At 27.2% G+C, this 12769-nt stretch carries 9 protein-coding genes; 4 read left to right on the top strand and 5 right to left on the bottom strand.

What is annotated here, in order from left to right:
* Nucleotides 1-79 precede the first annotated feature (79 nt).
* Nucleotides 80-2731: a calcium-translocating P-type ATPase, PMCA-type gene (locus QZ321_RS06225; RefSeq protein WP_366512917.1), complete on the top strand. Its 2652-nt coding sequence runs from the start codon at nucleotides 80-82 to the stop codon at nucleotides 2729-2731.
* Nucleotides 2732-2766: 35 nt separating this feature from the next.
* On the opposite strand, the gene QZ321_RS06220 is transcribed toward QZ321_RS06225, so the two are convergent.
* The 3 genes from QZ321_RS06220 to QZ321_RS06210 form a co-directional block, all read right to left on the bottom strand.
* Nucleotides 2767-4683 (bottom strand): ABC-F family ATP-binding cassette domain-containing protein, encoded by a 1917-nt coding sequence (locus QZ321_RS06220; RefSeq protein WP_291747013.1) that lies wholly within the window; start codon nucleotides 4681-4683, stop codon nucleotides 2767-2769.
* Nucleotides 4684-4783: 100 nt separating this feature from the next.
* Nucleotides 4784-5401 (bottom strand): DUF4397 domain-containing protein, encoded by a 618-nt coding sequence (locus QZ321_RS06215; RefSeq protein ID WP_291747010.1) that lies wholly within the window; start codon nucleotides 5399-5401, stop codon nucleotides 4784-4786.
* 9 nt (nucleotides 5402-5410) lie between these two features.
* Nucleotides 5411-6058, bottom strand: coding sequence for a hypothetical protein (locus tag QZ321_RS06210; protein ID WP_291747007.1), 648 nt, complete (start codon nucleotides 6056-6058; stop codon nucleotides 5411-5413).
* Between the two features lie 234 nt (nucleotides 6059-6292).
* Between QZ321_RS06210 and QZ321_RS06205 the strand changes: the two genes are divergently transcribed.
* Nucleotides 6293-7588, top strand: coding sequence for an aminotransferase class V-fold PLP-dependent enzyme (locus tag QZ321_RS06205; protein WP_291747005.1), 1296 nt, complete (start codon nucleotides 6293-6295; stop codon nucleotides 7586-7588).
* A gap of 48 nt (nucleotides 7589-7636) precedes the next feature.
* On the opposite strand, the gene QZ321_RS06200 is transcribed toward QZ321_RS06205, so the two are convergent.
* Nucleotides 7637-8854, bottom strand: a complete 1218-nt coding sequence (locus QZ321_RS06200; RefSeq protein ID WP_291747001.1) for a 6-phosphofructokinase — start codon at nucleotides 8852-8854, stop codon at nucleotides 7637-7639.
* Between the two features lie 230 nt (nucleotides 8855-9084).
* Between QZ321_RS06200 and QZ321_RS06195 the strand changes: the two genes are divergently transcribed.
* Nucleotides 9085-9642: a manganese efflux pump gene (locus tag QZ321_RS06195; protein WP_291746997.1), complete on the top strand. Its 558-nt coding sequence runs from the start codon at nucleotides 9085-9087 to the stop codon at nucleotides 9640-9642.
* Nucleotides 9643-9792: 150 nt separating this feature from the next.
* Here QZ321_RS06195 and QZ321_RS06190 read toward each other — a convergent pair whose 3' ends face one another.
* On the bottom strand, nucleotides 9793-10386 hold the full coding sequence (locus tag QZ321_RS06190; RefSeq protein WP_291746995.1) for an ATP-dependent Clp protease proteolytic subunit: 594 nt from the start codon (nucleotides 10384-10386) through the stop codon (nucleotides 9793-9795).
* A 468-nt stretch (nucleotides 10387-10854) separates the two neighbouring features.
* Here QZ321_RS06190 and asnB point away from each other — a divergent pair, with 468 nt between their 5' ends.
* The gene (asnB, locus tag QZ321_RS06185) at nucleotides 10855-12735 is read left to right on the top strand and encodes an asparagine synthase (glutamine-hydrolyzing) (protein WP_291746993.1); all 1881 of its coding nucleotides are present in this window, start codon (nucleotides 10855-10857) and stop codon (nucleotides 12733-12735) included.
* The last annotated feature ends 34 nt before the right edge of the window (nucleotides 12736-12769 follow it).

Below are 12769 nucleotides of genomic sequence, written 5' to 3'. Positions count from 1 at the left end.
AAATTATTTAAATAAATGATAATATATTATTTATACATTATTTTTATAATATGTAAATTTTATTGAAGGAGAAAAAATAATGATTAAAGGGCTTAATAAAAAGCAAGTAGATGAAAGTAGAAACCTCCATGGAGATAATATAATCCATGAAGCAAAGCCAGAAACATTTTGGGACAAATTTAAGGGTGCATTTGATGACCCAATGATTAAATTATTATTAGCAATTGCAGCGATTATGGCAGTAATGGCGTTTTTGGGATATGCTGAATTTGGAGAATTGATAGGTATAGCTGTATCTGTATTATTAGTAACTGGAATTTCTGCAAAAACAGAAATTGCAAGTGATAATGAATATAGAAAATTAAAAGACTCAACTAAAAAAGATGTGTGTAAGGTATATAGGGATAGTAAGGTTGTTGAAATTGAAATAACGGAACTTGTTGTAGGTGATATGGTAATTCTTCAAAGTGGAGATAAAATTCCAGCTGATGGTTACCTTTATCAAGGAGAGTTAAGAGTGGACAATTCAGCTCTTAATGGTGAAGCAGAAGAATGTAAAAAGGTTGCTGTAGAAGATTCTAAAACTTATAAGGAAGTTGCTATGACAGCTGATGTTACTGGTGATACTTTTGTAGATTTATATTCTTTGTTTAGAGGCGCAGTAGTTTTTAACGGCGAAGGAGTTATGGAAGTTACTAAGGTTGGTATGAAAACTATGATGGGTGCAATGGCTAATGATATGGCTGATGATGAAGTAGAAAGCCCATTAAAAGTTAAGCTTACTAAACTTGCAGAACAAATTTCTATGTTTGGATATATTGGTTCAGTTGTTATTGCATTAGCATTGCTTGGACATAAAGTAATAGTAGCTGGTGGATTTGCTGAGTATTTTTCAATTGGTGGAGTATTAATATTTAAAGATGTATTAGAAGCTATAATGCTTGCGGTTGTTATTGTTGTTATGGCAGTTCCAGAAGGCTTACCACTTATGATTGCAATTGTTCTTATGAGAAATACTTCTAAGATGTTACAAAATAATGTACTTGTTAGAAAACCTATAGGTATTGAGACAGCTGGTTCATTAAATATTTTATTTTCAGATAAAACAGGAACAATAACTAAGGGGCAATTAGAAGTTGTTGAATTTTTTGATGGAAATTTAAAAGATACTTATAAACAAGGTTCTAAAGTAAAGGAAATGATGAAGATCTGTATTGGTAAAAATACAGGAGCAATGTTTGATGCAAATGGTAAGGTAGTAGGGGGAAATGCTACAGATAAGGCTTTACTTAACTTCTTAACACAAGAAGAAATGGACAAATTAACACATATTGAAGTTGAAAAATCACAAGGATTTAATTCATCTAATAAATATTCCGCAAGTCAGTTAAATGGAAAAACAGTCTATAAGGGAGCTCCTGAAAGGTTACTTGCTAAGGCTACAAAGATGTTAGATGAAAATGGAAATGTAGTTGATATAAATAAAAATAAAATTAATTCTAAGATAGATGAATTGGCTATAAGAGCAATGAGGGTTTTATCATTTGCATATAGTGAAAGTGAGTTAGTTGAAGATAGTCTTCCAGATGACTTAGTTATTGTTGGATTTGTTGGAATACGTGATGATGTAAGACCTGAAGCGAAACAAGCTATTGAAGAAGTTCAAAATGCAGGTGTTCAAGTTGTAATGATAACGGGTGATAGAAAAGAAACAGCAGTTGCTATTGCAAAAGAAGCAGGTCTATTAAGAAGTGATTCAGATATAGCTTTAACTTCAGAAGAGTTAAATAAAATGTCTGATGAAGAAGTTAAAGCAATTATGAAGAATTTAAGGGTTATTGCTAGGGCGTTACCAACTGATAAATCTAGAATGGTAAGACTTGCACAAGAATTAAATCTTGTATGTGGTATGACTGGTGATGGTGTTAATGATGCTCCTGCATTAAAGAGAGCAGACGTAGGGTTTGCCATGGGTAGCGGTACAGATGTAGCTAAGGAAGCTGGAGCAATAGTAATTTTAGATGATAACTTTAAATCAATTGAAAGTGCTATTTTATATGGTAGAACAATTTATAATAATATATTAAAGTTTATAAAATTCCAGTTAACTATAAATGTTGCAGCAGTTGCAGTTTGTGCTATTTCACCTTTCTTTGGAATTGAGGAACCTCTTAAAATTACTCATATTCTTTGGATTAACTTAGTTATGGATGGTCTTGGTGCATTAGCATTAGGTTCAGAACCTGCTCTTAAAAAATATATGCTTGAAAAACCTAAATCAAGAACTCAAAGTATAGTTTCTAAAAATATGATGAATCAAATTATTTTTTCAGGTGTTTGGGTAACTATATTAAGTTTTGTATTTTTAAAAGCTCCATTCTTTGTAAATATGTTCAGTAGTTCTGAAGAGCACATGACAGCATATTTTTCAATGTTTGTACTTTGTGCAGTATTTAATGGATTTAATGTAAGAAGTACAAATACTAATGTACTTGAACATATAAGAGAAAATATGAGCTTTATAAAAGTTATGGGGATTATAGTTGTAGTTCAAGTTGTATTAACTATAATTGGAGGAGAAGTATTTAGTTGTACTCCAATTTCAATAAATCATTGGGGTGTTATAATTCTTATGGCAATTACAATTATTCCAGTTGATATGATAAGAAAATTAATAGTTAATGCTTTAAATAAGGAAACAGTTAATCAAAATATAGTAGAAGCTGCATAAAAAATAAAAAGTCGGATTTCCGACTTTTTATTTTTTTAAACCAAGTTTTCCCACTCATCATATAGATTAGCAATTTCATTTTCTATATTTTTTATTTCGTTGTTAACTCTTTGACTTTCACTTGGATTAGAGTATACAGACTCTAAACAAAGTTGTTCTTGAAGGGAAGTAAGTTCATCTTCTTTTTCTGAAATTGTTTTTTCAATAGTTTTAATTTTAAGCTGCATAGCTTTTGCTTCTTTTTCTGCTTCTCTTTTTTTCTTTTTTTCATCTTTAATTTGAGTTTTAGTTTTACCATTAGCTAATTCTTCATAGCTTTCAAAGCGTGTTGGGTTTAGCTTTTTTTCTTTATAATAACTATAATTTCCAAGATATTCAGAAACACCATCTTCCTTAAGTTCAAGTATACGACCAATTACTTTATTTAAGAAGTATCTATCATGAGATATAACCATTAATGTTCCATCATATTCTAAGATAGCATCTTCAAGTGCTTCTCTAGATATAATATCAAGGTGATTAGTAGGTTCGTCTAATAAAAGTAAATTAGATTTTGAAAGCATAAGTTTTAATAAATTAATTCTACACTTTTCCCCACCGCTTAATGTATTTATAATTTTAAATACATCATCGCCAGTAAATAGGAAAGAAGCAAGATAGCTTCTAAGTTTTGATGTTGGTAAATCAGGGAACACGTCCCATACTTCGTCTAATATAGTTTTATCTAAATTTAAATCGGATTGCTCTTGATCATAATATCCAACATTAACATTAGTTCCTAAAACTTTAATGCCTTTATCAGCTGAAACCTTATCCATTATTATTTTAAAAAGAGTAGTTTTACCTCTACCATTTTCACCAATTAAGGCAACTTTTTCACCACGTTTTAAATCTATATTTAAGTTAATAAATAGTGTTTTTTCACCATAAGATTTTGCCATATTTTCTATATGTAAAACGTCATATCCACTTTTTATAGAAGCTTCAAATTTAATTTTAGAGCCTTCTTTTTCATGTGTAGGAGCTTCGATTTTTTTCATTTTATCTAAGGCTTTTTCTCTACTTTCAGCAGCACGAATACTTTTTTCACGATTAAAAGAACGAAACTTTTCAATAATTGCTTCTTGTCTTTTGATTTCTGCTTGTTGAAGGTTATAAGCTTTAAGTTTAGCTTCATAATTCTTTTTTCTAAGGTCTATAAATTTAGAATAAGGAACATTATAACATTCAATTTTACCATTTATAACTTCAAAAGTATTATTAGTTACAGAGTCTAAGAAGAATCTATCATGAGATATAATTAAAACAGTTCCTTTATAGCTTTTCATGTAATCTTCAAGCCAACTTATTGCTTCTAAATCTAAATGGTTAGTAGGCTCATCTAAAAGAATAATATCAGGCTTTCTTAATAATAATTTACATAGTGAAACTCTTGTTTTTTGTCCACCACTTAAGGTAGAGATAGGTTTATAAAAATCTTCTTCTGTAAATCCAAGCCCTTTTAGTACTCTAGATATTTCACCTTTATAAACATAACCACCTTTATGAGAATATAAATCTTGAAGAGTAGTATAATCTTTTATTAGCTTATCATGATATGAAGCATTATTTTCATCATAAGGTTCATTCATTTTTATTTCTAAAGAAGAAAGTCTTTCTTCGATATTTAAAATTTCTTCAAATACTGAAAGAGTTTCTTCATATATATTCTTGTCCGAATCTAGTGATAAGTTTTGTGATAGATAACCTAAAGTTTTATTTTTATCTATAAATATTTCACCAGAATCTTGTGATATTTCTTTAGCTATTATTTTAAAAAGGGTTGATTTTCCTTCACCATTAGCACCAATAATTCCAACTTTATCACCTTCGTTTATTGAAAAAGTAATATCTTTAAGTACATCACGTATACCATAACTTTTACATATATCTTTACAACTTAATATAATCATAATTTTCCTCCATTTAGACGAAGTTTTCTTTATAATTATACTATTATAGGAAATCTATATCAAATTAAAAAAAGGAGATGTTTTTCAACAGCTCCTTTTTCTATATGGCATCATCTACAAATAGATAGCCAAGTGGTGGTTTATCTTTAAATAATCCAATAATATATATAGTATAGAATTTACCACCATCTAAAGTAATGTTATTAATGTATTTTGTAGTTATTTGAGAAGAACCTAAAAGTATTTCAAAATTATATATTCCTGGAGATAATTGATAATATCCTGTAGTTTCTAAATATTCAGCTTCATTAAATAAAGTAACTCCATTAGGTAGCGCTAAGCTAAGTAAAGGGGCATTTGAAGATAAATTAATAAATCTCAAAAGTGATTGGGATTTACTTGAAGGAACATTATCATCTTTTAATCTAAATAAAAATAGATTATTAGCTAGTGTAACTATTGAAACTGTATAGTTAGAGTTAGATATAAGTTGAATATTTTGACTTAATAATGGTTTATCATAAGTACCAGTTGGATATAATTGAAATTCATATTCTCCAGGTGATATTTGCATGTATTCGGATATCTTTCCAAAGGCTAAATTACTTGCTATAAGTGAGCCATTTAAGTAAATATCAACATTTGGGGCATTAGGTACTGCATGAAGAATTCTTACACTAGTTTCAATTCGAGGAAGTGATTTTGAAAATTGTTCCACTTAATTCACCTACCTTTTGCAATTATCAAGGGATATTTTTATTATTTTTTTTATTAATAACTTAGTAATGGGATAAGGAATCCTGTATGCTTTCATTGTAGCTAATATTCCTGGGTTATCTTTTTCTATTAAAGAAAGTATTTTATTAACCTCATCTTCTGTACAATTATTTTTTCTAGATTCAGATGGTGAAAAGTCTAGTGAAATATCGAAATTTCTTAAAATATCTATGATATTAACAGAATCATCTATATATCTTTCATTAACTTTTGGTTCATTATATGAATAAAGAATACTATCATCTACTTCAGATTGATATTCTACTGATGTATTAGATTTAACATTTATATTAGTAGCTTCATTGCTTTGATTTAAAGATGTAGCTGAATCAATAGTTGGTATATTTTTAGGGTAAGGTGTAAGTGGAGCTAATTCAACTATTGGATTTTCATTTAAAGGCATTGGAGTTGGATTAATATTTAAATTTGGAAAACCTAATGATATAGTTCCTAGAGTTTTAGTTATAGAAATTCCTTCTATATCAAATTGCAATGGAAATTTTGTACTATTAGGTGCTAAAGATGAATCAATATCTAAAGGTATAAAATTTAAATCATCATTATTATGGTTTTCAGTATTATCTTTTTTGGAATTCATTGTTAACCTCCAAATAATAATTTATTAATAATATATGTATTTTAAATACATATGTTACTTTAAAGAATATGAGGATAATTATATGTATATTACACTTAGATAATATAATCGTTTAGATAATCACAATAGATAAATCAAGGGAATATATTATAGTGGAGGGGGTGAAGTTTTGCGATAAATCTATAAAGTATAGTAAAATCTTATAGTAATAGATTTTTTGCAATGGTTATTATTATGCATAAAGAAAATATAGATGATTTAAGAAAACTATTAATAGGGTTGGATAAAAAGGTTAATGTAGATGGAAAAGGAAGACTAGTTCCTATAAATTTCGATAATGCAGCTACCACTCCACCTTTTAAAAGAGTTATGAAAAAGGTATTAGAAACTAGTGAATATTATGGATCAATTGCAAGGGGTGATGGACAAAAATCTCAATTATGCAGTGATTTATATGAAGAGTCTAGAGAATATATATTAGAATATTTTAATGCACCAGAAGATATATATACAGCAATATTTGTTGGAAATACTACTGATGGATTAAATAAGTTATCTAATATTTTAATTGATAATAAAGATGATATAGTAATTACAACTAGAATGGAGCATCATTCAAATGATTTACCATGGAGGAATAAGTGCGACTTAAAGTATGCTGAAGTAGATAAAAATGGTAGAGTTAAAATAGAAGAAATAGAATGTTTATTAGATAAATATAAGGAAAGAGTTAAATATGTTACTATAACAGGTGCATCTAATGTTACTGGTTATGTAAATGATATAAAAAGAGTAGCAAAGGTAGCTCATAAATATGGAGCTAAAATAATTGTTGATGGTGCCCAATTAATACCACATAAAAAAATTTCTATGACTCAAGAAGATGTTAATGAAAATATAGATTTTTTAGTTTTTTCTGGTCATAAGGTATATGCTCCATTTGGAAGTGGAGTAATTATTGGTTTAAGAGAAGTATTTAATGAAAAGGAGCCATCCTCATTAGGTGGTGGAACAGTTCAAATAGTACTTGATGATCGTCAATTATTGCTAGATACCCCAGAGAGAAATGAGGCAGGAACTCCAAACCTTTTTGGAGCTATATCAATAGCTGAATCACTTAAACAGATGGACAAAATAGGATTTGAAACAATTGAAAATAATGAAAGAGAATTAATTGCATATTTAATTAAAGAGTTAAAGAGTTTTGAAAAAGTAATTTTATATGGAGATAATGAAAATATAAGTGATAGATTAGGGATTTTAGTATTTAATATTGAAGGTATGAGTTATGAAAAAGTTGGAGAGTATCTTTCTAATATAAGGGCAATAGGGGTTAGACAAGGAGGATTTTGTTCACATCCATATACAAGAAGAGTGCTTGGTATAAAGGATGATGACCTTCAAAAATATATGAGTGAGTGTGGAACTCCAGGATTAGTTAGAGTAAGTTTGGGGGTTTATAATAGCAAAAAGGAAGCGAATATATTTTTAGATACAATAGAGTATATTTGTAGAAGATATAGTAAATAAATAAATTGCGTACTAGATATTTTATAATTTAGTACGCAATTATTTTAATTATTTATTAAATACTTTAAAGCTTGGCATTGGTGAAGTTGAAATTATCGATGGAATTTCTGAAACAAGTGGAGATAAATATTCTAAAGCATGTTCATTTACATTATTTCCAGATTCATTTATCCATTCAGTTGGAAAGTATTTAACATTATTTGCAACCTTATTAGCTTCTATTAAGAAGTAAGAAGATTTGTAAGGAGAGTTATTTTCTCTTTTTATACCTATCATATATCCACAATTACCAAGGCTAGCTTGTTTTAACGCTTCATATCCAACCTCATAAGCTTCTTCTAAGTCTATATTAGAAGCACAGTGCATAGCACATCTTTGAAGAACTCCAAGTTCTAAAGACTTAACTCTATTTGTTATGCCAGAAGCTATTATTAAATTCTTTAAATAAACACCAACACCACCTAATTGAGCATGGCCAAATTTATCATGGGCTTGGGCATTGGCTTCAGCAACAAACTTTCCATCAGCACTTCTTATTCCTTCAGACACCACTATATAAACTTGATTTTGCTCTTCAAATTTATTTTTAACATCAAATAAGAATTTATCTATATCAAAAGCAGTTTCAGGTAAATAAATAAAATCTGCAACTTGTTTTCCGTTTAATTTAGCAAGTGAAGCAGAAGCTGCTAACCAACCAGTATCACGTCCCATAGTTTCTAAAATAAATATTCCATTGTTTATGTACACAGATGAGTCAAGATAAGTTTCAAGTACACTTGTTGCAATAAATTTAGCTGCACTACCAAAACCAGGTGTATGGTCAGTATACATTAAATCATTATCTATAGTTTTCGGGATACCTATAAACTTAACATCTATTCCAGTTTCTTTTGCATAAGCACTTAACTTAGCAGTAGTATCCATAGAATCATTACCACCAACATAAAAGAAAGCTTTTATATCATTAGCCTTTAATATTTCAAGTAGTTTATCATATTCTTCAGTTGACTCTTCAAGTTTTTTCATTTTATATCTACAAGAACCTAAGCCAGATGAAGGTGTGTATCTGAAGTTATTTATATCTTCTTTGGAAAATGATGAAAGTTCTATTATATTGCCATTTAAAATTCCTTCAATTCCATTTAGACCTGCAAAGACTTTATCAAAAACTTTTAGATTATTATTTGCTTCAACTAATCCAACAACACTTGAATTTATAACTGCTGTTGGACCTCCAGATTGTGCTATGATACAATTTGCCATTAAAATACTCTCCTTTAAAATTAACTAAAATTTATAAAATAAAAAATATACATTAATTACTAAAAACACATAATAATGTGATATACTATTTCTATTACAATTAAATACAATATATACTATACAACAAAATGGTACTAAATAAAAGATATAAAAATAAAATTTACAATATGAATCATAGGTTTATGAAATTAATAATAAAATTATACAAATAATTTAATATGGAGTGGAGTATGAATATAAGAGATATAATTATAGTTGGAATTGCTTTAGCTATGGATGCTGTTGGAGTTGCTATTAGTATTGGCGTTAATCCAAAAGTTAAAAGATATAATAAAGTAGCTTTTATTATGTCTTTTTCAATATTTCAGTTTTTGTTTTTTTTATTAGGTGGAATAGGTGGGCATTTATTTGAAAAATATATAACAACAATCCCTAATATTGTTGGAGGATTGGCCATTGCTATTGTAGGAATACTTATGATAAAGGAAGGATTAGAAGAAAAGGAAGAAAAACAAACATTATTATTAAAAAAAAGCATGGTATTAATATTAGGAATATCGGTTAGTATAGATGCCTTTGTTGTAGGATTTACAGGGTTTAATTACATAAGCAACTTTTTTATGATGATAAGAGATTGTTCTATAGTTGGTTTCATAACTTTTATATTATGTATATGTGCATTTTATTTATGCAAATATATAAAAAAGATAGAATTTATATCTAAGTACGCTGATTTTTTAGGGGGAATAACATTAATTATTTTTTCAATAAAAATGATTTTCTTTTAAAGATTAATATATGTAAAATAAGATACAATATAAAAATAATATTTAATATATTATCCATAATAATTATAAATAATAAAGGAAGCTATATCATATTGAATAAAACATTTTTAAGATAATTAAGATGATATAGCTTCTTATTTTTTATTATGACTATTCTAGTTCTGAATGGCTTGATATTATTTTATTAACTATTCCATATTCTAAGGCTTCATTTGAATTTAACCAATAATTTCTATCTGTATCTTTATTAACTTTTTCTATAGGTTGTCCTGTAGCTTCACTTATAATTGTATTTATTCTTTTACGAACTCTTAATATTTCTTTAGCTTCAATGCCTATATCTGTAGCTTGACCATTAAATCCACCTAAAGGTTGATGAATCATGTATCTAGTATTAGGCAATGAATATCTATTTTCTTTATCAGCAGCTAGATATATAGTTATTCCAGCACTTGCAACCCATCCTGTTCCTATCATTATGACTCTAGGTTTAACAAATTTAATCATATCATGAATTGTATCTCCAGCTTCTACATGACCACCTTGGCTATTTAAAAAGATTTTAATTGGTTCATTGCTTATTTCTTCAAGAATTAAAAGTTGAGCAGAAACTCTTTCAGCTAAGGCTTGATTAATTTCACCAGAGATAATTATTGTTCTTGTTTTTAATAATTTTTCTAAAGCTAAATCTGGTAATTCTTTTGCATTTTCATTTTTTTCTTTCTGATTATTATAAATAAACATTTAATTTTCCTCCTTAAAATATGGATAATTTTACTATAAATATAATAACATGTAAATTAATGTTTTAACAAGTTTAAGAAGAAATAAAACCATATAAAAAATTGTTAAGATTTAATATTTTTTATTTATAAGTTTGTTAAAATGTTTTCATAAAAGTTTTATTGTTAATTTAGGGAAAAATGTTTAAAATTATCTTTATTTTTATATAAATATATAATATAATATACAATAATTGTAATAATTGGTTGTTATTTAATGAGTTATATACAAGAATAAATTTATGTTATAATTTTCTTAATATATTCTTAATATTAAATTAAAAATACTTAAATTTAAATTTATATTATATACATAAAAAATTTTTTGTGTATAATAAAAATGTAAAAATATTGTAACAATAATTTAAATATTGTAAAAAATAAATTAAATTTAATATTTAAAAATTTTATAAAAAGTGGGGAATATAAAATGTGTGGTCATATATCTATATATTATAAAAATAAAGAAGCTGATGAACTACTTATACGTCAATTAACAGAAAAGATAATTCATAGAGGTCCAGATGATACGGGATATTTTGTAAGGGATAATGTTGCATTTGGATTTAATAGATTAAGCATAATAGATTTAGAATGTGGTAATCAACCATTTCAAAAAGAAGATAGAACTATTATATTTAATGGTGAGATATACAATCATAAAGAATTAAGAGATGAGCTAAAGAAAAATAATGAGTTTTCTACTCATTCTGATACAGAAGTTCTTTTAACATCATATATTAATTATGGGGAAAAATGTTTAGATAAGTTAAGAGGGATGTTTGCATTTATTATATATGATGAAGTAAAAAATATAGTGTTTGGGGCTAGAGACCATTTTGGAATAAAACCTTTATATTACATAAATAATGATGAATTTATAGCCTTTTCATCTGAATATAAGGCATTAATACCATTAATGAATAAAGTAAACTTATCTGAAGATGCGTTACAAAATTATTTATCATTTCAATATACACCTAATTACAATACAATTATTAATGAAATTAGAGAAGTTCCAAATGGAACATATTTCGTAATAAAAAATGGTGAAATAGAATTTAAAAAATATCATAATGTTAAGTTTGATAGTAAAAATGTAACAGAACAAAATGTTTATGATGTTATAAATGATTCTGTAAAGCATCATATGATAGCTAATGTTGAAGTTGGAACTTTCCTTTCAGGGGGAATAGATTCTACTATAGTTACTGCATTAGCAGCAAAAATTAATCCTAAAATAAAATCATTTTCTATTGGATTTGATGTAGATGGATATAATGAATTAAGTGTTGCAAAGAAAACAGCGGAATATTTAGGTGTAGAAAATATAGCTGTAAATGTATCTGAACAAGATTATATAAAGGCACTTCCAAAGGTTGCTTATTATATGGATGATCCATTAGCAGACCCGTCTTGTGTTGGGATTTATTTATTATCAGAAGAAGCTAGAAAGCATGTTAAGGTAGTTTTATCTGGAGAAGGTTCTGATGAACTTTTTGGTGGATATAATATCTATAAAGAATACTATAGTCTTAAACCACTCTCATCTTTGCCAGAAGGAATTAAAAAAGGGGTTAATAAGATAGCTAAAGCTCTTCCAGATATAAAGGGGAAAAGCTACTTATTAAGAGGAACTACTAAGTTAAAAGATAGATATATAGGTAATGCTAAGATATTTACGAATGAAGAAGTAAAGAATATAGTATATAATTATGATGAAGGTAATACATGTAGCAATATTTTATCTGATTTATATAAAGAATGTGATAAAAATAATTATGATGATGTTACAAAAATGCAGTATATAGATATAAATACTTGGCTTGAAGGAGATATTTTGTTAAAGGCTGATAAAATGTCTATGGCACATTCTTTAGAACTTAGAGTACCATTTTTAGATAAGGAAGTTTTAAAGTGTGCTGAAGGTTTAACGTTATCTCAAAAAGTAAGTAAGGATAATACAAAAGTTTTATTAAGAGAAGCATTTAAGGATATAGTACCACCTTATATGAAGGAAAAGAAAAAGTTAGGTTTTCCAACTCCTATAAGAGTATGGTTAAAAAATGATTTAGGTAGATATGTTAGAAAAGTTATAAATGATGCAAATGTTGATAAATTAATAAATAAAGAATATGTAATCCACTTATTAGATGAACATATTCAAGGTAAAAAAGATAATTCTAGAAAGGTTTGGACAGTATTTATGTTCTGTTTATGGTATCAAATAAATATTGAAAGAAAATCTCTTGTAGAATTAGAGGAATATAGTGGTACTAATAAAAATGATAACAAATCTAAATTAGCATAAAATAAGGGTGAAGTAGAAAAATAAATCTACTTCA

It is taken from the genome of uncultured Clostridium sp., from assembly GCF_910588715.1.
Taxonomy (GTDB): domain Bacteria; phylum Bacillota; class Clostridia; order Clostridiales; family Clostridiaceae; genus Clostridium.
This window is presented reverse-complemented; position numbering and strand designations above follow the sequence as displayed.

What these genes read in the sequence shown, in the direction of transcription:
- QZ321_RS06225 (WP_366512917.1), top strand. Translation starts at nt 80, where the DNA reads ATGATTAAAGGGCTTAATAAAAAGCAAGTAGATGAAAGTAGAAACCTC.
- QZ321_RS06220 (WP_291747013.1), bottom strand. Translation starts at nt 4,683, where the DNA reads ATGATTATATTAAGTTGTAAAGATATATGTAAAAGTTATGGTATACGT.
- QZ321_RS06210 (WP_291747007.1), bottom strand. Translation starts at nt 6,058, where the DNA reads ATGAATTCCAAAAAAGATAATACTGAAAACCATAATAATGATGATTTA.
- QZ321_RS06205 (WP_291747005.1), top strand. Translation starts at nt 6,293, where the DNA reads ATGCATAAAGAAAATATAGATGATTTAAGAAAACTATTAATAGGGTTG.
- QZ321_RS06200 (WP_291747001.1), bottom strand. Translation starts at nt 8,854, where the DNA reads ATGGCAAATTGTATCATAGCACAATCTGGAGGTCCAACAGCAGTTATA.
- QZ321_RS06195 (WP_291746997.1), top strand. Translation starts at nt 9,085, where the DNA reads ATGAATATAAGAGATATAATTATAGTTGGAATTGCTTTAGCTATGGAT.
- QZ321_RS06190 (WP_291746995.1), bottom strand. Translation starts at nt 10,386, where the DNA reads ATGTTTATTTATAATAATCAGAAAGAAAAAAATGAAAATGCAAAAGAA.
- asnB (WP_291746993.1), top strand. Translation starts at nt 10,855, where the DNA reads ATGTGTGGTCATATATCTATATATTATAAAAATAAAGAAGCTGATGAA.